The following is a 26634-nucleotide window of genomic DNA, read 5'->3' on the forward strand; positions in this document are numbered from 1 at the left end:
AAATGTTAAATTTTATGTCGGGAATGGAAAGGCGAAAGGCGGAGAAAAGCAGGAGTGATGGCGTCTGGTCGCCATTCTGCCGATTTCTGTTACGGGTTCAGATGACTTAAACGCAATCAGGCCTCTTTTTTCACCGAAGCAGAACGTTTTTGCGCCTTGTGGCAGCTTCGTGTGGTTGGTAAAGTAAGCGGATTTTATTTTCCGCCCCCAGCTTGCAGGATTATCCCTTAGTATGTTTAAAAAATTTCGTGGCATGTTTTCCAATGACTTGTCCATTGACCTGGGTACCGCGAATACCCTGATTTACGTAAAAGGACAGGGCATCGTGCTGAACGAGCCTTCCGTGGTCGCTATTCGCCAGGATCGTGCCGGTTCGCCGAAAAGTGTCGCGGCCGTAGGTCATGACGCCAAACAGATGCTCGGCCGTACGCCAGGCAATATCGCCGCTATTCGTCCGATGAAAGATGGCGTTATCGCTGACTTTTTCGTTACCGAAAAGATGCTGCAGCACTTCATCAAGCAGGTTCACAGCAACAGCTTTATGCGTCCCAGCCCACGGGTGCTGGTTTGCGTTCCCGTCGGTGCCACCCAGGTAGAACGTCGTGCGATTCGTGAATCCGCTCAGGGCGCAGGCGCGCGTGAAGTCTTCCTGATTGAAGAGCCTATGGCTGCCGCAATCGGTGCAGGCCTGCCTGTTTCCGAAGCGACCGGTTCAATGGTAGTCGATATTGGTGGCGGTACCACGGAAGTGGCGGTGATCTCACTGAACGGCGTGGTTTACTCCTCCTCTGTCCGTATTGGTGGCGATCGCTTCGATGAAGCTATTATTAATTATGTGCGTCGTAACTACGGTTCACTGATTGGTGAAGCGACGGCAGAACGTATTAAGCATGAGATCGGTTCAGCTTATCCGGGCGATGAAGTCCGCGAAATTGAAGTGCGTGGCCGTAACCTGGCAGAAGGTGTACCGCGTGGCTTCACGCTGAACTCCAACGAAATTCTTGAAGCGCTGCAGGAGCCGTTAACCGGTATCGTTAGCGCGGTGATGGTTGCCCTTGAGCAGTGTCCGCCTGAGCTGGCCTCGGATATCTCCGAGCGCGGCATGGTGCTGACCGGTGGTGGTGCGTTACTGCGCAACCTGGATCGCCTGCTGATGGAAGAGACGGGCATTCCGGTTGTGGTTGCTGAAGATCCACTGACCTGTGTGGCACGCGGTGGCGGCAAGGCGCTGGAAATGATCGACATGCACGGCGGCGATTTGTTCAGCGAAGAATAATTGCCTCAACCGGTTAAGAACGCAACGATCATGCAGGGGAGTAGCATGTGAACCGGCGAAATCTGGCCGGTACAGTGCGTTCAGCCCAGGGAAGCGCGGTGGTCAGCCGCCGCTTCCTTACCCGTTGTCGAGGATCACGCAGATTATATGAAGCCGATTTTTAGCAGGGGGCCTTCCCTGCAGTTGCGTCTTTTCCTGGCGGTTGTCGTGGCGATTGCCATCATTATCGCCGACAGTCGTGTGGGGTCTTTTACCCAAATACGCAACTATCTGGATACGTCGGTCAGTCCGTTTTACTTCCTGGCGAATGGGCCACGTCAGCTGCTGGACGGCGTCTCAGAGTCGCTGGCATCCCGTCAGCAACTGGAGCAGGAAAACAAAGCGTTACGTCGTGAGCTCTTCCTGAAAAACAGTAACCTGCTAATGCTGGGGCAATATAAGCAGGAAAACGCACGCCTGCGTGAACTGCTGGGTTCACCGCTGCGTCAGGATGAGCAAAAGATGGTGACGCAGGTGATCTCTACCGGCACCGATCCTTACACCGACCAGGTAGTGATCGATAAAGGCAGCGTAAACGGTGTCTACGAAGGTCAGCCGGTCATCAGTGATAAGGGCGTGGTGGGGCAGGTTATCGCCGTCGGGCAGTTGACCAGCCGCGTTCTGCTGATCTGTGATGCGTCCCATGCGCTGCCGATTCAGGTGCTGCGGAATGATATCCGTGTGATCGCCGCCGGTAACGGCTGTACTGAAGATCTTCAGCTTGAGCATCTGCCGGGCAACACAGACATTCGCGTCGGTGATGTGCTGGTCACCTCCGGCATCGGGGGACGTTTCCCTGAAGGTTATCCGGTGGGCGTGGTCTCCTCTGTTAAAGTGGATACTCAGCGCGCTTACACGGTGATTCAGGCGCATCCGACAGCCGGTCTGCAGCGTCTGCGCTACCTGCTGTTGCTGTGGGGAGCGGATCGCAATGGCGATATGCCGTTACCGCAGGATGAAGTGCATCGCGTCGCGAACGAGCGTCTGATGCAGATGATGCCGCAGGTGTTACCGCCTGCCGGGGAGATGGGTCCGCCTGCGCCTTCTGCACAGATGGGCCCGCCGGCCCCTTCCGGTAGCAGCAGCGGACAGAGCAGCAGCACCACGCGTTCACGCGGGGGCCAGCCTTGAGTCGATATCGCAGCCAGGGACGTTGGGTCATCTGGCTCTCTTTCCTGGTTGCGCTGATCCTGCAGATCATGCCGTGGCCGGATGAGATCTACATGTTCCGCCCCTCATGGCTGCTGCTGATTCTGATCTACTGGGTGCTGGCACTGCCGCACCGGGTCAATGTTGGCACCGGATTTATGCTCGGTGCCATCATGGATCTGATCGCCGGGTCCACACTCGGCGTGCGTGCCCTGGCGCTCAGCATCATCGCCTACCTTATCGCCTTTAAGTTCCAGTTATTCCGCAACTTAGCGTTGTGGCAGCAAGCGTTAATGGTTATGGTGCTGTCACTGGCGATGGATGTCATCGTCTTCTGGGCTGAATTCCTGGTAATCAACGTTTCATTCCGACCTGAAATTTTCTGGAGCAGTGTTGTCGACGGTATTCTCTGGCCCTGGCTATTCTTGTTAATGAGAAAAATTCGTCGTCAGTTCGCTGTTCAATAAGGAAATTTATGGTAACCCTTTATCTTGCTTCCGGTTCACCGCGTCGGCGTGAGCTGTTAACTCAGCTTGGGCTGACCTTCGAGCGCCTTGTGACGGACGTTGAAGAGCAGCGTCAGCCGGATGAAGCGGCAGAGGCCTATGTGCGCCGTCTGGCCAATGACAAAGCACAGGCTGGCGTCAGACTGGCCGCGCAGGATCTGCCGGTGCTGGGCGCCGATACCATCGTGGTGCTGAATGGCAGCGTGCTGGAGAAGCCGCGCGATGCTGAGGATGCCCGCGAGATGCTGCGCAAACTTTCCGGACAGTCGCACCAGGTGATGACGGCGGTGGCGCTGGCCGATCGTCAGCAGGCGCTGGACTGCGTGGTGACGACGGATGTGACCTTCCGCACCTTAACCGCCACCGACATCGACGATTATATTGCGACCGGCGAACCGATGGATAAAGCGGGAGCCTACGGAATCCAGGGCAGGGGCGGAAATTTTGTCCGCAAAATTAATGGAAGCTACCACGCGGTGGTCGGATTACCTTTGGTTGAGACAGCGGAGTTACTCAGCCATTTCCAGTCACTGCGTGCCGTAAGGGGTCACCATGACGGCTGAATTACTGGTTAACGTCACGCCTTCTGAAACGCGGGTTGCCTATATCGACGGCGGCATCCTTCAGGAGATTCACATTGAACGTGAGGCGCGGCGCGGCATTGTGGGCAATATTTACAAGGGACGGGTAAGCCGTGTACTGCCCGGTATGCAGGCCGCCTTTGTCGATATCGGCCTGGAAAAAGCCGCCTTTCTGCACGCCTCAGACATCATGCCGCACACCGAGTGTGTCGCGGGTGACGAAAAGAAAAATTTTGTCGTTCGCGACATCGCCGAGCTGGTGCGCCAGGGGCAGGATCTGGTGGTGCAGGTGGTCAAAGACCCGCTGGGTACCAAAGGAGCCCGGCTGACCACCGACATCACGCTGCCGTCGCGTTATCTGGTCTTTATGCCGGGGGCATCGCATGTGGGTGTCTCTCAGCGCATTGAGAGTGAAAAAGAGCGCGAGCGGCTCAAAGCGGTGGTGGCAGACTACTGTGACGACCTGGGCGGCTTTATTATCCGTACCGCCGCAGAGGGGATCGGAGAAGAGGAGCTGGCGCAGGACGCCGCGTTTCTCAAGCGTCTCTGGACCAAAGTCAGCGAACGCAAAAAGCGTAACCAGACCCGCTGCCTGCTCTACGGTGAGCTGGCGCTGGCGCAGCGTATTCTGCGTGATTTTGCCGGGGCCGCCCTGGATCGCATCCGGGTCGACTCCCGTCTGACCTGTGAAATGCTGGTGGAATTTACTGCGGAATATATTCCGGAGATGGCGGGTAAGCTGGAGCTCTACAATGGCAAACAGCCTATCTTTGACCTGTTTGATGTCGAAAATGAAATTCAGCGCTCGCTGGATCGTAAGGTTGAACTGAAGTCGGGTGGCTATCTGATCATCGATCAGACCGAAGCGATGACCACCATCGACATCAACACCGGTGCCTTCGTCGGCCACCGCAATCTGGATGAGACGATCTTTAACACCAATGTGGAAGCGACGCAGGCGATTGCCCGCCAGCTGCGACTGCGTAATCTGGGTGGCATCATCATCATCGACTTCATTGATATGAATAATGAAGATCATCGGCGCCGGGTGCTGCATTCGCTGGAGAGCGCACTCAGCAAGGATCGGGTGAAAACCGGGATTAATGGTTTCTCGGCGCTGGGGCTGGTGGAGATGACGCGCAAGCGAACCCGTGAAAGCATCGAGCATATCCTCTGTCAGGACTGCCCGGTCTGTAAGGGACGCGGCACGCTGAAAACGGTTGAGACGGTCTGCTATGAGATTATGCGTGAGATTGTCCGCGTTCATCACGCCTACGATTCCGATCGCTTCCTGGTCTATGTTTCGCCAACGGTGGGGGAGGCGCTGAAAAGCGATGAGTCTCATGCCCTGGCGGAGGTCGAAATCTTTGTCGGCAAGCAGGTTAAAGTGCATGTCGAAGCGCTCTACACTCAGGAGCAGTTCGACGTTGTCATGATGTAACGCCGGCCCGCGCACTGGTTTCTCCGGCTGCCGGGCTGAAAAAACGCCCTTGTTTGGGATAAAATGCGTGTTTTACCGCTTTTGTCTGAAGACGGTCGGGTACGAGAGCCAACTATCCGTCGTTTGCGGAACACAAGGAGAGGCGTGAGTGAGGCAGTTGCCGAGGATTTTGTTACTGCTGGTCGCGGCAATCATCGTGATTGTCGCGCTGCTGGTCAGCGGATTGCGTCTGGTGATGCCGCATCTCGACAGCTATCGCAGCAACCTTCTGCAATTTATCTCCGATCGCAGCGGCGTTCCGGTCAGCGCCAGTCAGCTGCAGGGCAAATGGGAAAATTTCGGTCCCACCCTGCAGGTTCGCGATCTCAGTGTCGATCTCCACGAGAACGGCAAACTCACCATTTCACGCATCAATCTTGCCCTCGACGTCTGGCAATCCCTGCTGCACTGGCGCTGGCAGTTCCGCGACCTCACTTTCTGGCAGCTGCATCTCGACACGAATCGTCCCTTACTCGACAACGATAAAGAGAAAAACAGCTTCCGTCCGGCGCAAATCAACGAACTTTTCCTGCGGCAGTTTGACCACTTTGACCTGCGCGACAGCACCATCGGTTTCCGCACGCCGTCCGGTCAGCATGCCGAGCTGGCCATTCCGCGCCTGACTTGGCTGAATGAGAAAACCCGCCACCGGGCAGAAGGGGAAGTGAGCCTGTCGAGCTTTACCGGCCAGCACGGTGTGGTTCAGGTGCGGCTCGATCTCAACGACAGCAACGGTTTACTGAATGACGGGCGTATCTGGATGCAGGCCGACGATGTCGATGTGCGTCCGTGGCTGGGTCGCTGGATGCGCGACAATACCCGGCTCGACAGCGCCCGCTTCAGTCTGGCGGCGTGGGTGAACCTGCGCGATGGCGACATCTATGCCGGCGATCTGCTGTTGCGTCAGGGCGGTGCCAGCTGGCAGGGCGAGAGCGGACCACACCGGATTGAGGTTGACGGGCTGACCGCGCATCTCTCGCGCTTCCGGAATGGCTGGGTGGTCAATGTGCCGCAGACCCGCCTCAGCACCGACGGCCAGACCTGGCCCGCCGGTCACTTCTCCCTGCTCTGGCGTCCTGAGGATAAGCAGATGTCGGGCACTGACGGCCAGCCTGAGGTCCGGGTGCGCGCCACACAGCTGGTGCTGCGTCATCTTGCCCCTGTTATTCCCCTTTTTGCACCGCTCTCTCCGGCGCTGTTTGAAAACTGGCAGAAGTTACAGCCACAGGGCACCGTTGAGCGACTGGCGCTGGATATCCCGTTAGATCAGCCAGAAAAGACCCGCCTGCAGGTGAAATGGCACGATTTCAGCTGGCAGCAGTGGAAGCTGCTGCCGGGCATCAGTCGGTTGAGCGGGGAGGCTCGCGGCAGTCTGAGCAACGGTCAGGTTAGTGTGGCGATGGGAACCGCCACCGTCCCCTATGGTGACATGTTCCAGGCACCGCTGGAGATTAAACGGGTCACCGGGGCGCTGCGCTGGCTGCGCGATGAACATGGCCTGACGCTGGCGGGTGAGGATCTGGATCTGCAGGCGCGCTCACTCCGGGCGCGGGGCGACTTCAGTTATCAGCAGAACCGTGGCGCGGAGCCGCGTCTCGATATTCTGGCCGGTATCCGGGTCACTGATGCAGGCGATGCCTGGCGCTATTTCCCGGTGCCGCTGATGGGCAGGGGACTCACGCACTATCTGAGCGGGGCCGTGAAGGGGGGCAAAGTCGACAACGCCACGCTGCTGTTTGCCGGTAATCCGGCGCTGTTCCCGTTTAAACACAACGATGGCATGTTCCAGGTCTGGGTGCCGCTGCGGCAGGCGACCTACGCGTTTCAGCCCAAATGGCCGGCGATCAGCAATCTGGATATCGACCTCAACTTCCTGAATGACGGACTGTGGATGCATGCCCCGCTCGCCCGGCTGGGTGACGTTGAAGCGCGCAACGTCAGCGCGGTCATCCCTGACTATCTGAAAGAGAAGCTGATCATCGATGGGGATATCCATGGCGAAGGCCCGCAGGTCGCGGACTATTTTCAGCAGACTCCGCTGAAGTCGTCGCTGGGTGCCGCCCTGGAGCAGCTGCAAATCACGGGCGGCGTAGGGGGGCATCTGAATCTCGATATTCCGCTGGATGGTAAGCAGGTGCACGCGCGCGGCAATGTCGATCTGCATGACAACTCGCTGTTTATCAAACCGTTAAAAACGACTATCGCTAACCTCTCTGGCCGCTTCCGTTACGATAACGGCAATCTGGCCAGTGAAGATTTGCAGGCGAACTGGTTTGGTCAGCCCCTGGGCGTCCGGTTCAGCACCACCGAGAACCCGGATGATTTTGGCGTTAACGTTAAACTGCAGGGCGACTGGCAACCGGCCAGAATCAGCCCGATTCCGGCCGCCGTCAGTAAGCAGCTGGGCGGACATCTGCCCTGGCAGGGGAACGTCGATATCACGCTACCCCATCATGGCGGAGCGCGCTATGAAGTTGCCCTGAACGGCAATGCAAAAGAAGTGAGTAGTCGCTTACCTGCACCGCTCGACAAGAAAGCCGGTGAGACGATGCCGGTTACCATTGAGGCCAGCGGCGACCTGAACCACTTCGATCTCAGCGGCAGCGTCAGCGCAAACCACCGTTTTAACAGCCGCTGGCTGCTGGAGCCGACGCTGCGCGTGGATCGCGGCATCTGGCTGAATGATGCCCAGAAGAAACCCGGGCTGCCCGACCAAGCCGGAATGGTGCTGAATCTGCCTGCGCTGGATGGCGAAGCCTGGGTCGGGATGCTGGCAGCCGGAGGCGCGACGGGCGGCAGGTCGTCAGGTGGCGGCAGCGATTTCCAGACCGGCGGCGTGACGCTGCCCGGCAATATCACGCTGCGCAGTCCGGCGGTCACGCTGGCGGGGCAGCAGTGGCATGAGGTTGAGGCGACGCTGGCACAGCGTTCAGCCGGGAGTGGCAACGTCAGCGTCAGGGCGGAGGAGCTGCGTGGTGAGCTGTCAATGGCACCACAATCCCCGTGGCAGGTGAATCTGGATTACCTGTATTACAATCCGCAGTGGAACAGCGAGACGGCCAGAGGCAGCAAAGCGAGCACTCAGCAGGCCAGTAATATTAATTTCAGTCAGTGGCCGGCTCTGCAACTGCGCTGTAAGGAGTGCTGGGTACTGGGGCAGAAATATGGTCAGGTCTCTGCGATGCTGCAACCCAAAGGGGATACGTTGGCGCTTACTAACGGCAAGGTGGATACCGGCAGTTCACAGCTGAAAATCAGCGGGGAGTGGGTAAATCGCCCGAACGACCCACGCACCTCGCTGAAGGGCACGCTGAAAGGTCCTAATATCAATAATGCGACCAACTGGTTTGGTGTGAATACGCCGCTGCGTGATGCGCCATTCGACATTGCCTATGACCTGCACTGGCGGTCGGCGCCGTGGCAGCCCTCCGCAGAGACGCTGAGTGGCACCCTGAAAACACACTTTGGTAAAGGCCAGATTGCGGATGTGGACACCGGCACGGCTGGCAAGATCCTGCGACTGGTGAGCTTTGATGCATTGCTGCGCAAGCTGCGCTTCGATTTCAGCGACACCTTTACCAACGCGTTCTACTTCGATTCGATTAATGGCACGGCCTGGATCGAGAACGGCGTGATGCGCACTGATAATCTGCTGGTGGACGGGCTGGAAGCTGACATCGCTATGCAGGGCAATCTCGACCTGGTGAAGCGTCAGATCGATATGGAAGCGGTGGTGGCGCCGGAGATTTCCGCCTCGGTGGGTGTCGCGACCGCCTTCGCGATTAACCCGGTGGTGGGCGCGGCGGTTTTCGCCGCCAGTAAGGTACTGGCTCCCTTGTGGAACAGGATATCGTTGCTGCGTTATCACATCAGCGGGCCGCTGGATAAACCGGAAATCAATGAAGTGCTGCGTAAACCGCGTGAAACAGACAACAAGTGAATTTGACGCCGTACCGGAATTACCGCAGGCTATGATTATCTGAGCACATAATGAGTGAGAAACGATGACTCTGAACCTGGTAAGTGAGCAGTTACTGACTGCTAACGGCATTAATCAGCAGGACCTATTTTCCCTGTTAGGGCAGCTTTCAGAACGTCGTCTGGATTATGCCGATCTCTTTTTTCAGTCCAGCTTCCACGAATCCTGGGTGCTGGAAGACAAAATCATTAAAGATGGCTCTTACCATATCGACCAGGGCGTGGGCGTTCGCGCGGTCAGCGGTGAAAAAACCGGCTTCGCCTATGCAGACCAGATTACGCTGAATGCGCTGCGTCTCTCCTCTGACGCCGCTCGCAGCATTGTCCGTGAACAGGGCAACGGCAAGGCACATACGCTTTCTGCCGTCATGAACCGTTCGCTTTACCCGGCGGTCGATCCGCTAAACAGCCTGACGCGTGAAGAGAAAATTGCGCTGCTGCATCGCGTTGACCAGGTCGCCCGTGCGGCGGACCCGCGCGTGCAGGAGGTCAATGCCAGTCTGACCGGCGTTTACGAGCAGGTGCTGGTGGCTGCGACGGATGGCACGCTGGCGGCGGATGTCCGTCCGCTGGTGCGTCTCTCTGTCAGCGTCCAGGTGGAAGATCAGGGTAAACGTGAGCGCGGCGCCAGCGGCGGCGGTGCACGCACCGGTTATGCGTTTTTCCTGGCCGATGAGAATGGCGAAGTGCGTGCGGACGCCTGGGCGCGTGAAGCCGTTCGCATGGCGCTGGTTAATCTCTCTGCCGTGGCGGCCCCGGCGGGCGCATTGCCGGTGGTGCTGGGCGCGGGCTGGCCTGGCGTGCTGCTGCATGAGGCGGTGGGACACGGTCTGGAAGGCGACTTCAATCGCCGTGGCACCTCCGTGTTCAGCGGTAAAATCGGTCAGCAGGTTGCGTCAGAACTCTGCACCGTGGTGGATGACGGCACCCTTGAAGGGCTGCGGGGTTCACTGGCGGTCGATGACGAAGGCGTGCCGGGTCAGTACAACATGCTGATTGAGAATGGCGTGCTGAAAGGCTACATGCAGGACAAGCTGAATGCGCGACTGATGGGCGTCAGCCCGACCGGTAACGGTCGCCGCGAATCCTATGCGCATCTGCCTATGCCGCGTATGACTAATACCTATATGCTGGCCGGCAAATCAACGCCGCAGGACATCATCGAAAGCGTTGAATATGGCATCTATGCGCCCAACTTTGGTGGCGGCCAGGTGGATATCACCTCCGGCAAGTTTGTCTTCTCCACCTCAGAGGCCTATCTGATTGAGAAGGGTAAGATCACCAAACCAGTTAAAGGTGCAACCCTGATCGGCTCCGGTATTGAAGCGATGCAGCAGATCTCGATGGTCGGCAATGACCTGGCGCTGGATAAAGGCGTGGGCGTCTGCGGCAAAGAGGGGCAGAGCCTGCCGGTCGGTGTGGGTCAGCCAACGCTGAAGCTGGACAAACTCACCATCGGCGGCACCGCCTGATGTGACCCCGACAACCCGCCCGCTGGCGGGTTGTCAGCTTTTGCGGTGCAGCTGATACTGTTCCGCAACCTGCTCAAAATAGCCGGTCAGATAGTCGATACAGACCTGTACCTTGAGCGGCAACTTATCCTTCTCGGTATAGAGCGCATAGACCGGTCGCGGATCGGACTGATATTGCGGAAAGAGAATATCGACCTCACCTGCGGTGATCTCATCAATCACCCACATCATCGGCACATAGGCGATGCCGTTACCGGACTTCAGCCAGCGTAGCAGTGTCAGCGAATCATTGGTGACAAACCGTCCCTGCGGGGCCAGCCGGGTGACGATGCCTTCTGGCGCAATCAGCTCGAAGTTGTTGTCGGGCCGTACGCTGTATTCCAGCCAGGAAAAGTTATCGATATCCCCCGGTTTCTCCGGCGTGCCATGCTGCGCCAGATAGCTCCTGGCGGCGCACACCACCATCGGCATCGCGCCAAGGCGACGTGAAAACAGGCTGGAATCTTTTAAGGCCCCGACCCGAATCACCAGGTCCAGACCGTCCGCGATCAGGTCCGGAGCGGGGACGCCGGTCACCAGATTTACGCTCAGCCCCGGATAGTCGCGCAGCATATCGCTGGTCATGCCCGCTAACACGTTCTGTGCCATGGTCGAGGAGCTGCCGATACGTAGCACCCCAATGGGCGTGTTGTTAAACGCATAAAGCTGTTCATGCACCTGCGTCGCTTCCGCCAGCATACGGCGGCAGCCCTGATAGTAGATTTTGCCCGCTTCGGTGAGCCCGATACTGCGGGTACTGCGATTCAGCAGCTTAACCTGTAACGTATCTTCCAGCTTCGCGACGATCTGGCTGATTGAGGAGACACTCAGATGAAGCTGACGCGCCGCCGCGGTAAACGAACCAAGTTCGACCACTTTGGCGAAGACAGACATGCCCTTCAGTCGTTCCATTATTTACTCTGGCTTAAAAGTGATTTAGATCACATTCTGTAGAAAACTTATAGTCAGGCGCGTTATTATAAGCGCGCCGGGGTATCTCCCGGTGACTCTTCATTGCCTGATGCCCTGTGATGATACGCTATTATTAAGCCAGCTGCGGTTTGTATCGCGCTGTCAGCTGGGTTTGCTGTGACAGCTGAAAAGGCAAAGGAGACTCCCGGCAAGGTTGAACTAAGGATTTCTGATGAGTGTGCTTCCGGTATTTGTCATGTTTGGGCTCTCGTTTCCGCCCGTATTCATCGAACTTATTCTCTCACTGATGCTGTTCTGGTTAGTGAAACGTGTGCTGACGCCGAGCGGTATTTACGATCTTGTCTGGCATCCGGCACTTTTCAATACAGCGCTTTACTGCTGTGTGTTTTACCTTGTCTCCCGTTTATTAGTCTGAGGTTTAAGTGAAAGCACTCATAAGAAAAATCGCGCGTTACGCGATTACGCTCCTGCTGGTCATTATTGCTGTGGTTATCATCTTCCGTGCCTGGGTGTTCTATACCGAATCCCCCTGGACGCGTGATGCGCGCTTCGCGGCAGACGTAGTGGCGATCTCACCTGACGTGACCGGCCTGATTACCGACGTTCCGGTGCACGACAACCAGCTGGTGAAGAAGGGCGACACGCTGTTTGTGGTTGACCGTCCACGCTATCAAAAGGCGCTCGAGCAGGCTCAGGCAGACGTGGAATATTACCAGGCGCTGGTGAGTGAGAAACGGCGCGAAGCCGGCCGCCGTAACCAGCTCGGCACTTCGGCGATGTCGCGCGAGGCGATTGAGCAGTCCAACAACGATCTGCAGACCAGCGAGCATCAGCTGGCGAAATCGGTGGCGACACGCGATCTGGCGAAGATCGATCTGGAGCGCACCACCGTGAAAGCGCCCTCCGATGGCTGGGTCACCAACCTGAATGTCTATCAGGGCGAGTTCATTACCCGCGGCTCTGTGGCGGTCGCCCTGGTGCAGCAGCACTCCTACTATGTGCTGGCCTATCTGGAAGAGACCAAGCTGCATGGCGTAGAGAAGGGCTTCCGTGCGGAAGTGACGCCACTTGGCAGCAACATTGTGCTGCGGGGGACCGTAGACAGTGTGGCGGCCGGTGTCACCAACAGCAGCAGCTCGGTTGACAGTAAAGGTATGGCAACGGTCGATTCCAACCTGGAGTGGGTCCGCCTGGCGCAGCGTGTTCCGGTGCGCATCCGTCTGGATCAGCAGCCCGGCAACCGCTTCCCGGCCGGGACAACGGCGACCGTGGTCATTACCGGTCAGGCCGATCGTCAGCCTGAGCAGGTTTCACCGATGGTTCGCCTGTTTAATCGCCTGCGTGAGTTTGGTTAAGAGGGCGATATGATTGAGTTCCTGCGGTTCCCGGTAAAGCTGACCTTTGCGCTGGTGTTAGCGCTGATGGTCGGCTTTCACTTCAACCTCGAAACGCCGCGCTGGGCGGTGATGACTGCCGGTATTGTGGCGGGCGGCACCGCGTTTGCAGCGGGGGGCGATCCCTATTCGGGGGCGCTTCGCTACCGTGGCGTTTTGCGTATTATCGGGACCTTTATCGGCTGTATCGCCGCGCTGACCATCATGATTGCCACCGTTCGTGCGCCTGTTGTGATGCTGCTGCTGTGCTGCATCTGGGCAGGGCTCTGCGTCTGGCTCTCTTCGCTGATCAAAGTTGAAAACTCTTACGCACTGGGACTGGCGGGCTACACCGCGCTGATTATCGTGGTGACCGCTGACGCCAGCGGCGGTCTGACCCTGGTGCCGCAATATGCGGTCGAGCGCTGCAGTGAAATCGTGCTCGGCATTCTGTGTGCCATTCTGGCCGACATGATCTTCTCACCACGCTCGATCAAAAAAGTGATCGATGCGGAGGTCGACTCGCTGCTGGTGGCGCACTATCAGCTGCTGCAGCTCTGCGTTGCCCACGGTGACAAAGAGGAGGTCGATAAAGCCTGGAGCGCGCTGGTCCGGCGCACCACCGCCCTTAACAGCATGCGCAGCCAGCTGATGATGGAGTCGTCACGCTGGAAGAACAGTAACCGCCGGCTGCAGATGCTTAATACCCTGTCGCTGACCCTGATTACGCAGGCAGCCGAAACCTTTCTGATCCAGAATTCGCGTCCGGACTACATCCCCCCTCAGTATCGCCTGATGATTGAAAAGCCCGCCACGACGGTTGATGAGGTGCACAAGCGGATGAAGGTGATGCGGCGGGTGATGGGGGCCAGAGACAAAACGGCCCCGGTGACGCTGAGCAGCTGGGTGGGTGCCGCGACGGAATATCTGCTGCTGCTGAAAGGCATCCGAAGTAACAGCCGGATCACGTCGCTGGAGGAGGAGATCCTGCAGCGCGAGGTGGTGATTCAGGCGCGCTCCGCCGAAACACACCATGCGATGATCAACGGTATCCGCACCTTTGTGGCGACCGCGCTGGGTTCCCTGTTCTGGCTCTACACCGGCTGGACGTCGGGCAGCGGCTGTATGGTCATGCTGGCGGTTATCACTGCGCTGGCGATGCGGATGCCTAATCCACTGATGATGGCAAAAGATTTTCTCTACGGCATGACGGTTGCGGTGCCGCTGGGCGCGCTCTACTTTATGTATGTGCTCCCCTCGACCCAGCAGAGCGCACTGCTGCTCTGCATCGCCATCGGCCTGCTGGGCTTTATCGGTGGCATCTTCATTCAGCGGCGTCAGCTCGGCACGCTGGGGGCGCTGATCGGCACGCTTAACGTGCTGGTTCTCGATAATCCGATGCAGTTCCACATCAACGTCTTTCTCGACAATGTGCTCGGCCAGGTCATCGGCTGCTTTGTGGCGATGATGGTTATTCTGCTGATTCGAGACAAATCGAAGGCCCGCACCGGCCGTAAGCTGCTGAACCGCTTTATGTATGCGGCGGTTTCAGCCATGACGACTAATCAGGCGCGTCGGCGTGAAAACCATCTGCCGGCCCTCTATCAGCAACTGTTTCTGCTGCTGAACCTGTTTCCGGGCGATATCAATAAATACCGTATTGCCCTGACGCTGATCATCGGTCATCAGCGGCTGCGTGACGCAGACATCCCGATCAACGCGGATCTCTCTGCTTATCACCGGCAGCTGCGCTATACCGCTGACCGGGTCATCTCTGCCAGCAGCGATGACAAGCGGCGCTACTATTTTGAACGCCTGCTGAAAGAACTGGACCTCTATCAGGAGAAACTGGTCCATTACGAGGCACCAGTCAGCGTAACGGAACCGGTAAAACGCCTGGCCTTGATGCTGGATAAGTACCAGAACACGCTCATCCAAATCTGAATCTGGCCGCTGCGATCGGCAGCGGCCTGCGCAATCCCCGCCCGTCACAAAACCTGTCGCTTTTGCCAACTATACTCTTCAGACGGAAGCGTAAAACTGACAGGAGCGAATCAATGACATCACTGCAACAGAGCGAGCTGTTTCAGACCGGCTATCTGGCAGACGGCCAGTGGCACCTGGCGACATCCACCTTTGACGTAACCAATCCGGCAACCGGCGAGGTCATTGCGCAGGTCGCCAAAGCGGGCAAGGCTGAAACGGAACAGGCGATCGCCGCAGCAGAACGCGCCTTTCCCGCCTGGCGTGCGCAGACGGCAAAAGCGCGTGCTGAGATTCTCACTCGCTGGTACCAGCTCATCATCGAGAACAAACGCTGGCTGGCCGAACTGATGACGACGGAACAGGGCAAGCCGCTGAAAGAGGCGGAGGGCGAAGTGGAGTATGCCGCCAGTTTTATCCAGTGGTTTGCCGAACAGGCGAAGCGAGCCAATGGCGAGATCATTCCGCCCGCCAAAGCGGGTTCCCGCATCCTGGCCACCCGTGAACCGATTGGCGTTGTGGCGGCCATCACACCGTGGAACTTCCCGATGGCGATGCTGACCCGCAAGCTGGGACCCGCACTGGCCGCGGGCTGTACCGGCATCATCAAACCCGCTAATAACACGCCACTCTCCGCCTTTGCCCTGCTGGCCCTGGCGAAACAGGCTGGCGTCCCGGATGGCGTGCTGAACGCCGTAGCGGGTGACACCCATGCCATCAGCGACGCCATTATGGCCAGCAAAGCGGTGCGGAAGATTTCGTTCACCGGTTCAACCCAGGTGGGCAAGCTGCTGATGCGCAATGCCGCCGAAACCATGAAGAAAGTTTCTATGGAGCTGGGCGGTAACGCGCCTTACATCGTCTTTGACGATGCCGACATCGATGCCGCCGTACAAGGTGCTATTGCGAACAAATTCCGCAATGCGGGTCAGGTGTGCGTCAGTGTGAACCGTTTCTACATCCACAACAGTGTTTACGATCGTTTCACCACGCAGCTGGCCGCAGAGGTGAACAGGCTTAAGGTGGGTAATGGCCTGGACGAGGGCGTGATTGTCGGGCCATTGATTGAAGCGTCGGCGGTGGAGAAAGTGGAGCAGCACGTCAATGACGCGCTGGCAAAAGGTGGCAAACTGCTGGCAGGCGGCGAGCGCCATGCGCTGGGCGGCAACTTCTGGCAGCCAACCGTGATCGCCGAAGCACACGAAGGGATGCAGCTCGCGCAGGAAGAGACCTTTGGCCCGGTTGCCGCCTGCTTCCGCTTCGATGATGAAGATGAGGTGATCCGCCGCGCCAATGATACGCCATTTGGCCTGGCCGCCTACTTCTACACGCAGAATCTGCAGCGGGTGTTCCGCGTTTCAGCGGCGCTGGAAAGTGGCATGATCGGCATTAACGAATGTGCCGTTTCAACCGAGCTGGCACCCTTTGGCGGCGTCAAAGAGTCGGGTCTGGGCCGTGAAGGTTCGGTACTCGGCATGGAAGAGTATCTGGAGGTCAAAGCGCTGCATCTGGGCGGTTTGGGCTAGCAGAAGGGCACGGGCGGCGAAGGTCGCCCGCAGACGGAGCATGGGAGCCGTCAGCATGAAAACCGAGCGTTTTGATTTTAATGAAATTGTCGACCAGGCCCATTTTTTCCGCCAGTTCAGCGAGCGATTCGCGCTGGATGAGCGTCGCATCTGCGATCTGGATGGGTTATGGGATGTGGTGACGGGGGATCTGCTCCCGATGCCGCTGGAGATTGAGTTCATCAATCTGGGCAGAGGACAGCGACGGCGTTATGGGGCCCTGATTTTACTCTTTGATGAAGCTGAAGAGGAGCTGGAAGGTCAGCTTCACTTTAACGTCAGATGAAAAAAGGCCCCGGCGAGCGGGGCCAAAGGGTTCGTCATGATAGTGACGAGGAATTACTTATAAAGCTGTGCGGTGATGTGGTAGTTGTCACCGGTGCGCGCCTCGATCACTTTATAGGCGCTGGCACCCTGTTCATCGGCTTTCTGAGACAGTTCAGCGCGATAATCCATCGGTGCACCCGCGGTACCACTGATGGTTACGGTGCCCGCAGGCTGCAGGTTCTGCGTCTGATCGCCGCTTACCAGCTGCGCGGCGGAAGCGCCGAAAGCCATAACGGAAAGCAGACTGACTGTAGCGATGGTTGTTTTGATGTTCATGTTCGTCTCCTCATTACATTCAACAACCTGCGGCTAATCATTGGTGCGGGTCGTCGATATTTTCAACGCCACAAGGCGTCATCACAGTAAATTATTTATACAGCTCAGCGGTCACATGCCAGGTATTGTCCTGATTGTTTTCGATGATGCGATAGTGGCTTGCGCCCTGCGCATCCGCTTTCTCCGACAGGACCTGACGAATATGCGTCTGGTCGCCGTTACGGCCCGCAATGCTGATGGTCTGGTTCATTGACTGCAAACCCTGCGCCTGTTCATTGGAAACCAGGCTGGCGGCACTGGCACCTGCTGAAAACAGAGCGATGCTCAGTGCAGCGATGGCAAGTTTAGTTTTCATTTTCTGCTCTCCTGAAATTCTGCTTACGCTCTCCGGCACGCGGCTTATCGCGTCAGACGGAGTGAGGCGACGCCTTAGTTATAGAGCGCGGCGGTCGCGTGATAATTGCCGTTGTTGTAAGCCTCAATGACGCGATAGGCTTTTGCGCCCTGCTGATCGGCTTTGTCGCTCAGTTTCTGTCGGATATCCATCGGTGAGCCCGCTACGCCGCTGACACTGATGGTGCCGACAGCCTGCAGATCCTGTGCCTGAGAGGCGGTGATAGATTCTGCTGCCACAGCACCGAATGACAGGGCAGAGAGCACGCTAAGAGCAGCGATGGTAGTTTTTACGTTCATGAAATTTTCCTCGTCGTCTGTTTTTATCTTTTTAGTTAGTGTGATTTGCATCACGAAAAGAAGTATAGGACTAATAACGTCAGAAATTAATACCGCGCTAATAATGTTTTTTTGTGATTCTTTATCCTTATGGCTACTTTTAATAACCGGACGTTATAAAAACAGGGTGAAAAATGAGCTTTGAGCGTGTTTTAACAGCAGAAACAAGGGGATAAATGACTTTAACGTTTCGTGCGAAAGAGGGTGGTATATCGGGCTGGTGTTTGATCTGGATCCGGGCAATGCGGCCGGATTAGTGATGTAAAGCAGTGTAAAATAGCGCAAAAGGTGAAGCAGACGACGCTATCTGACCACCAGCCTGCTGCCTGAAAACGGGGGCAAGCCTCGCAGAACGGCAGTCACGAGAGGAGCGCGTAACGGGAAGAGGAGAAGCGCAAACCGCAGAGAAAGCGCGGGCAGAGAGATGAACTGACGACCAGGCGCAGGATGGCCGGCCGCCAGTCAGCGATCAGAGTTCCTGTTCAAACAGGTTGAGGATCGCGCTATGCAGTTGCTTGACCGTGAAGTCACGCGCACGGGTAATAAAGATGGTGTCATCCCCGGCAATGGTGCCAAGAATTCCTTCCGACTTTCCTAATGAATCCAGCAGGCGTGCAATCAGCTGTGCTGCGCCCGGACTGGTGTGAATGACCACCAGCGCATCGTTATAGTCGATATCCAGCACCAGGTTTTTTAACGGGCTGGTGGTCGTCGGCACACCCAGTTCGGCAGGCAGGCAATAGACCATTTCCATTTTGGCATTACGGGTGCGCACTGCGCCAAACTTGGTCAGCATCCGCGAGACTTTGGACTGGTTGATATTTTCAAAGCCCTCATCCTGAAGCGCCTGAACAATTTCGCCCTGGGAACTGAATTTTTCTTCTTTTAATAAGGCCTTGAAAGCCTTGATCAGATCGTCTTGTTTCGATGGGTTTCGCATAGGTTACCAATAAATAGAAAGAATAACCGCGCATCCGCCCGCGGCAGAGTGGTGATTATGCATTTAAATGCATTTTTATGCAATCGGTCGATTGATGAGCAGGGTTCGGGCGGCTAGCGGGCGGCGATAATAGCAAATAAATCCCTTCAGACCAAAACCCCTGTCACAGCCCCGAAAGGCGAAGGTTGCAAAGTTGTTATACTATTGGTGGTGTAGTAACAGAAAACGAACATAGCCGTTCTCTGTCTGACGACGGCACGGTTGTCGGTCATTCAGGCGACATGATAAGTAACTTTTGAATCCGGCGATTAAGTGTGAAAACACGTAGAATTAACAGCGGATTATCATTATCGCCTGAGCAGTTGATTAAGGTCTGACACAGATAGAATTTCGGCCCATCTCTGCCCCACCTTAATAAGGAGTCAAGAATGAAAGTTGCCGTTCTCGGTGCCGCTGGCGGCATAGGCCAGGCGCTCGCACTTCTGCTCAAAACCCAGCTTCCGGCAGGTTCAGCACTCTCACTGTATGACATCGCCCCGGTGACACCGGGTGTTGCCGTTGATCTCAGCCATATTCCCACCGCCGTCACTATTGAAGGGTTCAGCGGAGAAGACGCGACGCCAGCCCTGAAAGGTGCCGACGTGGTACTGATTTCAGCAGGTGTCGCACGCAAACCCGGTATGGATCGTGCGGACCTGTTTAATGTTAACGCCGGTATCGTCCGTAACCTGATAGAACAGGTGGCGGCAACCGCGCCAAAAGCCCTGATCGGGGTGATCACTAACCCCGTCAACACCACCGTTGCTATCGCGGCGGAAGTGCTGAAAAAGCATGGCGTTTACGATAAGAACCGTCTGTTTGGCGTCACCACGCTGGATATCATTCGCGCCAATACTTTTGTCGCGGCACTGAAAGGCAAGCAGCCTGACCAGGTTGAAGTGCCGGTGATTGGCGGCCACTCTGGCGTGACCATTCTGCCGCTGCTCTCTCAGGTTAAAGGGGTGAGCTTCAGCGATCAGGAGGTGGCGGATCTGACCAAACGTATTCAGAACGCCGGCACTGAGGTCGTGGAAGCCAAAGCCGGTGGCGGTTCGGCCACGCTGTCGATGGGGCAGGCAGCTGCGCGTTTCGGGCTGTCACTGGTTCGCGCGCTGAATGGCGAAGCGAACGTGGTGGAGTGTGCCTATGTGGAAGGCGAGGGCGAACATGCGCGCTTCTTCTCACAGCCGCTGCTGCTGGGTAAAAACGGGATTGCTGAACGCAAGCCGATCGGTACACTCAGTGCGTATGAGCAGCAGGCGCTGTCAGGCATGCTGGAAACGCTGAAGAAAGATATTGAACAGGGAGAGGCGTTCGTTAAGCAGTAGCAGACGTCACTGACTGAAAACGCCCGGCTTTGGCCGGGCGTTTTGCATTCATGACAATATCAAAACAGATGCCTCTGACCGCCACTGAGACGTTCAGAGTACAGGGAATACGGGCAGAAGAGGAAAGCGTCCCGCGCCATGGACGGCGCGGGCCGAGCGGCCAGGGATTGGCTTTAGCGCCTTTCCGATCTGCCCGTGTTCCCTGTGCAGGCTCGATCTTACCGCGACTCACCCTGTACTTCACGTCCCCGACTCTGCCAGGCATGCTCTCTTACAGGCCACCCGATTTATAGGCACGGGCCGCCGGTGTCCCGTTACTGGCAGGCAGCTTCTTACCCAGGGTCTCCATGCGCATCTGGAACGGCGGGAACGGCATCTCAATACCGTGCTGCTCAAATCCGCGCAGGATGAGCTGATGCAGCTCGTGACGCAGGGGCATACGATGTCCCATCTCCGCGGCATGCACCCGGAGTTCAAACAGCTGAATCCCCTGCTGCAAATCGACGAGGAAGGCTTCCGGCTGCGGTGTATCCAGCACATAACTGCAGCGTTCCGCCGCCTGCGTCAGGATGGTGGTGACCTGTTCACTGCTCACTTTGGCCGGGGCCGGGATGGTAAGCACCACACGCGTAACGGAATCGGAAAGCGACCAGTTAATAAACTGTTCGGTGATAAAGGCCTTGTTCGGCACGATAATCTCTTTACGGTCCCAGTCGGTAATGGTGGTGGCACGGGTGTTGATCCGCGTAATGCTGCCGGTCAGGTCGCGAATCGTCACGGTGTCGCCAATACGAATCGGTTTTTCAAACAGGATGATCAGGCCTGAGATAAAGTTGGCAAAAATCTCCTGCAAACCAAACCCCAGTCCCACACCTAATGCGGCAACCAGCCACTGCAGCTTCGACCACTCGATGCCGATCATGGAGAAACCAATGAGTCCGCCAATCAGCAGCAGCAGATATTTGGTCAGTGTGGTGATGGCGTAGCCGGTGCCCGGCGTCAGATTAAGATGCTGTAACAGCGCCAGCTCAAGCAGGGCTGGCATGTTGCGCACCAGCTGAGTCGTGATGATAAACACCAGTATGGCAATCAGTACCGACCCCAGGGTAATCGGCTGAATCGACTCCACGCCCTGCACGGAGGTACTGACATCCCACAGCTGAATATTTTCCAGGAAGCCGAAGGCCGAGTGAATTTCGGACCACAGGACAATCACCGAGACCAGGGCGATCAATGTCAGAAGGGAGCGCACCAGTCGCAGCGACTGCGCACTGATCGCATCCAGGTCGATCACCGGCTCCTCAACTTCAATCGCGTCGGTGTTCTGGTTACCTTGCTCTTTCTCTTCTTCACTGCGCGCCCGGTTCGCCAGCATATCGGCACGGCGCTGACGGGCGCGATCAAAGCCCAGACGCCGCCGCTGAATCAGCATCCAGCGGCGGATGATGTGATAGATGACCAGCAGCAGGAACCAGATAGCGACTGAGGTTTCCAGACGGGCCAGCAGCGCCTGCGCAGTCGCCAGATACCCTACGGCAGAGGCGAGGGCTGCCATCAGCGGCATGGCGATCATCATGTTCCAGAGCATCCGGTTCACTATGTTATCGCCGTTTCCCTCTTTATCGAGATAGAGCGGGATGCCGGAACGCTTCAGGCTGACGGTGACGATGCTGATGGCCCCGCAGATCAGGATGAAACAGAGGCGGCCCAGCGATGCTGAGAACTTCCGGTCTTCAAGATTACCAAAGGCGATAAGCAACATGATCAGCGGCACAATCAGCCCGATACTCAGCGAGTAGTAGCGCATGGCGCGCGCGACCCGGTTCTGCGGCCAGCGGAAATGGACGATGAACAGTCCGTTGGGGCGGGCAAAGGCGGCGCTGATCATGAATGCCCACAGCAGCGGCAGCGTGGCGGTAATGCCATCACCAATCGCCACTGCGATAGGGTAGGGCCAGGCGTTCTGCAGGCCATACCCCAGCGTACCCCACAACACCGGCAGCGGCAGCGCCACCAGAATCGACCAGAACACGGTGCGGATGGTCAGACGGAAGCGATCCTGTGTCACTTTGCCGACTTTGCTGGCAGAACGATCCAGAAAAGCATTGAAGTGGCGGCGCGAGCTGATACTGAAGCCAACCAGCAGCAGCGCACCAATAATCGGCAGCACCGTGTTGCGACTGGTAAACATCATTGCTATCGCTTTCCCAAGCTGACCCAGCGTATCCAGCGACAGCAGCCGGGAAAGATCTCTCGCCAGGTCCAGCGGATAGCTCAGCCCAATCGGGCTGACGTCGGCGGTCCAGAAGAGATAGCGGTGCGTCGCATCTTTGACTTCACTGAGCGCATCCTGAAGCTGTGTATTGCCGACCTTCAGCTTGGTGATCTCCAGAATCAGCGTGTCACAGCCGGAGATCAGCGAATTGAGCAGTTCACGCTGGGTACGGAGCTGCGCATCGAGGATACGCTTCTGCTCGGCGGTAAAGGGCTGACCATTGGCCTGATGCCCCTTGCGCAGGGTTTCCTGCTGCGCCATCAGATCTTCGTAGTAGAGACGCTGCACGCGAAGTTGCGCCATCTCGCTGTCAATCTGCTGGGACTTTGGCATCTCGGGCAGCCGCGCAACCTGAGCCCGCAGCGCTTCACCCAGCAGGTTAGAGGCACCCAGCCACTGCGACTGCTCACGCAGCGTCGAGAGAGCCTGACGAACCTGAATGATCTGGTTAGTGGCGAGACGCTGTTGCGACGCAACCAGATCCATCCGCTGCGCCTGCTGATTCAGGGCGACAGAGAGTTCACGGTTAACCCGGAACTGATCGCTGATGTCCTGCGGCAAATCACCGCTGTTTTCTGCCAGCTGCTCGGTGCGGGCCAGCGCAACTTCGGCTTCGCGTTGCCGCTGGTCATTGAGTTGATTGCGCAGCGCCTGCAGGTAGTTATCCAGCTGCGTTGCTTTACGCTGATGGGCTTCCGCCCGCATCCGCGCCAGTTCCTGACGGTTATTGGCAGAGAGTTGTGCCAGGTCAAGCTCATCGACGAGTGCTTTATTCGCCGCATTTTCCGCCTGGCGAGCCGCCAGCTGAAGCTGCCCCTGCGGTGAGCTGCTGTTGCTGGCACTCTGCAGACGACGCTCACTCTCCGTCATCGCCCGGCGGGCATCCGTCTGCTGCTGCGGCAGTTGCGACAGGGAATCACTGATTTCCCGCGCCCGATCCTGCTCCTGGCGCGCCTGCCGCCCCTCTTCCAGAAGCTGACTGCTGACCTGCAGGATCTCCTGATCCAGTTCGGCGCTGCTCATATTACTGCGTACTGTTTTTCCGCTGTCGCTGAGCGTGGCGATCTGCTGGCGCAGCTCCCGCGCCAGACGCGGAAAATCATCAATGACCTGCTGATACTGCGCTGCGCGCTCCAGGGAGTCATCACGTTCAGAGAGGAAATTCAGGGCGGCTTCAATCGACTGGATCTGCTCTGCCTGCGCGGGCGAGCTTTTGGCCGATTTTATCTCTTCCAGCTGCTGTTTGAGCTGGCTGGCGTCAGGAAGGCTGGCCGCAAAGGCCGGGCTGCTGAGCCAGAGGCTCAGCAGCAGGAGGAGAATCGAACGCACGGAGGACACTCAATTTAGTCGACGATGACGTCGGAGAGGTCTGTCGCGACCGGCAGCGCCAGGGCCAGCGGTTGTCCCAGACGGGTTTTACTTTCCGCTTCCAGGCTTTCAGCCAGTTTGACGCGACCCGGTGCGAACAGGTTGATGACGGTAGAGCCGAGTTTGAAGCGACCCATCTCCTGACCTTTCAGCAGGACCACGGCGCCTTCATCATCCGCTGCCGGATAGTGCCAGCGCTTAATTACGCCTTCACGCGGTGGCGTAATCGTGCCTGCCCAGACGGTTTCGATACTGCCAACAATGGTGGCGCCCACCAGGATCTGCACCATCGGCCCGATATCGGTTTCAAAGTAGCAGATGACGCGTTCGTTACGGGCGAACAGATTCGGGATGTTACGCGCGGTCAGCGGATTGACCGAGTAGAGATCGCCAGGCACATAGATCATCTCACGCAGGATACCGTTGCACGGCATATGAACGCGGTGATAATCACGCGGGGCCAGATAGGTCGTGACGAATTCGCCCTCCACAAACCGGGCCGCCATTCGCTCATCACCTGCCAGCAGTGCCTCAAGCGAGTAGTGATGACCTTTGGCCTGGAAAATCTGGTCACCGTCGATGTGGCCGAGCTGGCTGATAGCGCCATCTGCGGGCAGGGCGATCAGGCTGGCGTCAGCATCCACCGGACGCGCATCCTCTTTCAGCGGACGCACGAAAAAGTCATTAAATGTCCGATAGCTGGCGGTGTCGGGCTTTCGTGCTTCCGCCATGTCGACTTTGTAAAACCAGACAAAGATGTCAATGACCAGTTTGGTCAACCAACCACCGCGGCGACTGGCGCCCCAACCGGCGAGTTCAGTCAGCCATTTCTTCGGGAGAATATGATTCAAGCCGAGTTTTAAACGATCAAACACCTTAGCCTCCTGGCTATTTTATGACGTTGAAAAAAGGAAGCGGATTGTAGCAGTGCCCCGTTCTGATGGCGACTATACCTGATTCCGCGCATGCTGCACGGTCTGGATCGACGAACGGAAGGCACCTCGCAAAATCTTCTGGTCAGACCGGATCACGCGGTTATACCGGTTAACTCTCACCGTCAGGGAAATTTTTACGCGTTTTTACCTGCGCCATGCTCTCCAGGATACGGTGGTAGTTGTCGAAACGGGAGCGATGAATTTTACCGGCTTCCACCGCTTCACGAATCGCACAGCCCGGGTCGCTGCCATGTTTGCAGTCGCGGAATTTGCATGCACCCAGGAAGGCGCGAAATTCGACAAATCCGCGGGTAATCTGTTCCGGCTCCAGGTGCCATAAGCCGAACTCGCGCACGCCGGGTGAGTCGATAACATCCCCGCCGTGCGGGAAGTGATAGAGCCGTGAGGCGGTGGTGGTGTGCTGACCTAAGCCGGAGCCGTCTGACACCTCGTTGGTCAGAATCGCGAGCTGCTCTTCTTTGTCGAAGCCGAGCAGGGCGTTCAGCAGGCTCGACTTGCCGACGCCGGACTGACCGGCAAAGATACTGACGCGATCGGTTAAGGCGGCTTCGAGATCGTCCAGGCCATTTTTCGCCCGGCTGGAGACCATCACTACGCGATAGCCAATCGCACGGTAGATATCCATCTGCTCATCGACCACGGCGCGCGCGCGCTCATCCAGCAGATCGGTTTTGTTGAGGACCAGTAGCGGCTCGATCTCCAGGGTCTCGCTGGCCACCAGATAGCGATCGATGATGTTAAGCGACAGTTCCGGCAGGATCGCAGAGACAATAATGATCTGATCGATGTTGGCCGCCATCGGCTTCACACCGTCATAAAAATCGGGACGGGTCAGCACGCTGGTGCGTTCATGCACCGCTTCCACAATCCCTTTGCCGCCGCTGGTTGCCGGACGCCACAGCACCCGATCGCCGGTCACCAGCGAACGGATCGTGCGGCGGATATTGCAGCGGTGGGCAACGCCTGCGCTATCCTCAACGTCAGCGTGCATGCCGAAACGGCTGACAACAACCCCATCTGCGGCTTCCCCAAACAGGTTGTCGTCCGCTTCCGGGCGCTCTTTACGCTGATTGAGACGGCGATCGTGGTTAGCGCTTACGCGGCGTTGTTGGCCCTTCGACAGTTTATTTTTACTCACTCACCCTCACAGCATTAGCCAGATTTCGCCCGGCTGGGCAAAACGTCTATGATACACCTTATTCATTGTGAATGACGACTATAGCAACCGCAGGAAACAGCATGGCTACTGGAAATGAACAGAACCTGATCTGGATTGATCTTGAGATGACCGGGCTTGATCCGGCTCACGACCGTATTATTGAGATTGCGACCCTGGTGACTGATGCCAACCTGAATATTCTGGCAGAAGGGCCGGTTATCGCGGTTCATCAGTCTGACGCGCAGCTGGCGCTGATGGATGAGTGGAATGTCCGCACCCATACCAACAGCGGTCTGGTTGAGCGGGTGAAGGCGAGCACGATTGACGATCGCGCGGCGGAGCTGGCCACCCTGGAATTTCTGAAGCAGTGGGTGCCGGCGAACACCTCACCTATCTGCGGCAACAGCATCGGGCAGGATCGGCGCTTCCTGTTTAAGTACATGCCTGAGCTGGAGGCGTACTTCCACTATCGCTATCTGGATGTCAGCACCCTGAAAGAGCTGGCCCGCCGCTGGAAACCCTCTATCCTGCCAGGCTTCAAAAAAGGCGGCACACACCAGGCGCTGGATGATATCCGCGAGTCAGTGGCGGAGCTCGCTTACTACCGCGAACACTTTTTGCAGCTTTAATCCGCGAAGGGTGCGCATGAAATCGCCAGGTTGCCCATTTAATCGGCAAACGCGCTGAAAACGAAAAATTCTGCTTTCAGACGCTTGCAGCAGCAACGATTTCTCGTATAATGCGCACCCCGTACCGGTGAAGAATTTAGTGTCGGTACAAGGCGCGGGAATAGCTCAGTTGGTAGAGCACGACCTTGCCAAGGTCGGGGTCGCGAGTTCGAGTCTCGTTTCCCGCTCCAG

General features: G+C 57.2%; 22 protein-coding genes and 1 tRNA gene. 15 read left to right on the top strand and 8 right to left on the bottom strand.

The features are described from left to right. Nucleotides 1–232: 232 nt before the first annotated feature. The 7 genes from mreB to tldD all read left to right on the top strand — a co-directional run bounded on the left by mreB (nt 233) and on the right by tldD (nt 10481). Nucleotides 233–1276 carry a rod shape-determining protein MreB gene (gene mreB, locus HFD97_RS20700; protein ID WP_003855260.1) on the top strand — a complete coding sequence of 348 codons (1044 nt, stop codon included), beginning with the start codon at nt 233–235 and terminating at the stop codon, nt 1274–1276. 147 nt (nt 1277–1423) lie between these two features. Then, nucleotides 1424–2446, top strand: coding sequence for a rod shape-determining protein MreC (gene mreC, locus HFD97_RS20705; protein ID WP_009087515.1), 1023 nt, complete (start codon nt 1424–1426; stop codon nt 2444–2446). Continuing rightward, nucleotides 2443–2931 carry a rod shape-determining protein MreD gene (gene mreD / locus HFD97_RS20710; RefSeq protein WP_009087513.1) on the top strand — a complete coding sequence of 163 codons (489 nt, stop codon included), beginning with the start codon at nt 2443–2445 and terminating at the stop codon, nt 2929–2931. Before mreC ends, mreD begins: the two co-directional genes overlap by 4 nt. 8 nt (nt 2932–2939) lie before the next feature. After that, nucleotides 2940–3533 carry a nucleoside triphosphate pyrophosphatase gene (locus tag HFD97_RS20715; protein WP_009087511.1) on the top strand — a complete coding sequence of 198 codons (594 nt, stop codon included), beginning with the start codon at nt 2940–2942 and terminating at the stop codon, nt 3531–3533. Further along, on the top strand, nt 3523–4992 hold the full coding sequence (gene rng / locus HFD97_RS20720; RefSeq protein WP_009087509.1) for a ribonuclease G: 1470 nt from the start codon (nt 3523–3525) through the stop codon (nt 4990–4992). The genes HFD97_RS20715 and rng overlap by 11 nt, the downstream gene beginning before the upstream one ends. Nucleotides 4993–5140: 148 nt before the next feature. Next, nucleotides 5141–8971: an AsmA2 domain-containing protein YhdP gene (yhdP, locus tag HFD97_RS20725; RefSeq protein WP_167432456.1), complete on the top strand. Its 3831-nt coding sequence runs from the start codon at nt 5141–5143 to the stop codon at nt 8969–8971. A gap of 64 nt (nt 8972–9035) precedes the next feature. Next, nucleotides 9036–10481 carry a metalloprotease TldD gene (gene tldD / locus HFD97_RS20730; protein ID WP_167432455.1) on the top strand — a complete coding sequence of 482 codons (1446 nt, stop codon included), beginning with the start codon at nt 9036–9038 and terminating at the stop codon, nt 10479–10481. A gap of 33 nt (nt 10482–10514) precedes the next feature. Here the strand turns inward: tldD and aaeR are convergent, their stop codons facing one another. Continuing rightward, nucleotides 10515–11432, bottom strand: coding sequence for an HTH-type transcriptional activator AaeR (gene aaeR / locus HFD97_RS20735; protein WP_009087503.1), 918 nt, complete (start codon nt 11430–11432; stop codon nt 10515–10517). A gap of 232 nt (nt 11433–11664) precedes the next feature. Between aaeR and aaeX the strand changes: the two genes are divergently transcribed. The 5 genes from aaeX (at nt 11665) to HFD97_RS20760 (ending at nt 16660) form a co-directional block, all read left to right on the top strand. After that, a complete protein-coding gene (gene aaeX / locus HFD97_RS20740; protein WP_009087501.1) occupies nt 11665–11868 on the top strand; it encodes a p-hydroxybenzoic acid efflux pump operon protein AaeX in 204 nt (67 codons plus the stop codon). A gap of 7 nt (nt 11869–11875) precedes the next feature. Beyond that, nucleotides 11876–12808: a p-hydroxybenzoic acid efflux pump subunit AaeA gene (gene aaeA, locus HFD97_RS20745; protein WP_009087499.1), complete on the top strand. Its 933-nt coding sequence runs from the start codon at nt 11876–11878 to the stop codon at nt 12806–12808. Between the two features lie 9 nt (nt 12809–12817). After that, nucleotides 12818–14770 (top strand): p-hydroxybenzoic acid efflux pump subunit AaeB, encoded by a 1953-nt coding sequence (aaeB, locus tag HFD97_RS20750; RefSeq protein WP_046102620.1) that lies wholly within the window; start codon nt 12818–12820, stop codon nt 14768–14770. 113 nt (nt 14771–14883) lie between these two features. Continuing rightward, nucleotides 14884–16335 carry an NAD-dependent succinate-semialdehyde dehydrogenase gene (locus HFD97_RS20755; protein ID WP_167432454.1) on the top strand — a complete coding sequence of 484 codons (1452 nt, stop codon included), beginning with the start codon at nt 14884–14886 and terminating at the stop codon, nt 16333–16335. A 55-nt stretch (nt 16336–16390) separates the two neighbouring features. Next, on the top strand, nt 16391–16660 hold the full coding sequence (locus HFD97_RS20760; RefSeq protein ID WP_009087492.1) for a hypothetical protein: 270 nt from the start codon (nt 16391–16393) through the stop codon (nt 16658–16660). A gap of 53 nt (nt 16661–16713) precedes the next feature. Here the strand turns inward: HFD97_RS20760 and yhcN (HFD97_RS20765) are convergent, their stop codons facing one another. The 4 genes from yhcN (HFD97_RS20765) to argR form a co-directional block, all read right to left on the bottom strand. After that, nucleotides 16714–16977: a peroxide/acid stress response protein YhcN gene (gene yhcN / locus HFD97_RS20765; RefSeq protein ID WP_167432453.1), complete on the bottom strand. Its 264-nt coding sequence runs from the start codon at nt 16975–16977 to the stop codon at nt 16714–16716. A gap of 91 nt (nt 16978–17068) precedes the next feature. Further along, complete coding sequence (locus HFD97_RS20770) at nt 17069–17332, bottom strand: YdgH/BhsA/McbA-like domain containing protein (protein ID WP_009087488.1); 264 nt, start codon at nt 17330–17332, stop codon at nt 17069–17071. A gap of 74 nt (nt 17333–17406) precedes the next feature. Next, nucleotides 17407–17670 (bottom strand): peroxide/acid stress response protein YhcN, encoded by a 264-nt coding sequence (yhcN, locus tag HFD97_RS20775; RefSeq protein WP_009087487.1) that lies wholly within the window; start codon nt 17668–17670, stop codon nt 17407–17409. Between the two features lie 508 nt (nt 17671–18178). Next, the gene (argR, locus tag HFD97_RS20780) at nt 18179–18649 is read right to left on the bottom strand and encodes a transcriptional regulator ArgR (protein WP_009087485.1); all 471 of its coding nucleotides are present in this window, start codon (nt 18647–18649) and stop codon (nt 18179–18181) included. A gap of 428 nt (nt 18650–19077) precedes the next feature. Between argR and mdh the strand changes: the two genes are divergently transcribed. Further along, entirely contained in the window at nt 19078–20016 is a 939-nt protein-coding gene (mdh, locus tag HFD97_RS20785; protein ID WP_009087483.1) for a malate dehydrogenase, read from the top strand. Between the two features lie 271 nt (nt 20017–20287). On the opposite strand, the gene mscM is transcribed toward mdh, so the two are convergent. The 3 genes from mscM to rsgA form a co-directional block, all read right to left on the bottom strand. After that, nucleotides 20288–23620: a miniconductance mechanosensitive channel MscM gene (gene mscM / locus HFD97_RS20790; protein ID WP_150030249.1), complete on the bottom strand. Its 3333-nt coding sequence runs from the start codon at nt 23618–23620 to the stop codon at nt 20288–20290. Nucleotides 23621–23634: 14 nt separating this feature from the next. Then, nucleotides 23635–24534 carry an archaetidylserine decarboxylase gene (asd, locus tag HFD97_RS20795; protein WP_009087480.1) on the bottom strand — a complete coding sequence of 300 codons (900 nt, stop codon included), beginning with the start codon at nt 24532–24534 and terminating at the stop codon, nt 23635–23637. A gap of 169 nt (nt 24535–24703) precedes the next feature. Continuing rightward, on the bottom strand, nt 24704–25753 hold the full coding sequence (gene rsgA / locus HFD97_RS20800) for a small ribosomal subunit biogenesis GTPase RsgA (RefSeq protein ID WP_009087478.1): 1050 nt from the start codon (nt 25751–25753) through the stop codon (nt 24704–24706). Between the two features lie 101 nt (nt 25754–25854). On the opposite strand from rsgA, the gene orn reads away from it, so the two are divergent. Together orn and HFD97_RS20810 are read left to right on the top strand one after the other, a co-directional pair. After that, complete coding sequence (gene orn / locus HFD97_RS20805; RefSeq protein ID WP_009087476.1) at nt 25855–26403, top strand: oligoribonuclease; 549 nt, start codon at nt 25855–25857, stop codon at nt 26401–26403. Between the two features lie 154 nt (nt 26404–26557). After that, a tRNA-Gly gene (locus HFD97_RS20810) sits at nt 26558–26633 on the top strand. The last annotated feature ends 1 nt before the right edge of the window (nt 26634 follow it).

Source organism: Pantoea sp. EKM103V (genome assembly GCF_011800365.1).
Classification (GTDB): Bacteria; Pseudomonadota; Gammaproteobacteria; order Enterobacterales; family Enterobacteriaceae; genus Pantoea; species Pantoea anthophila.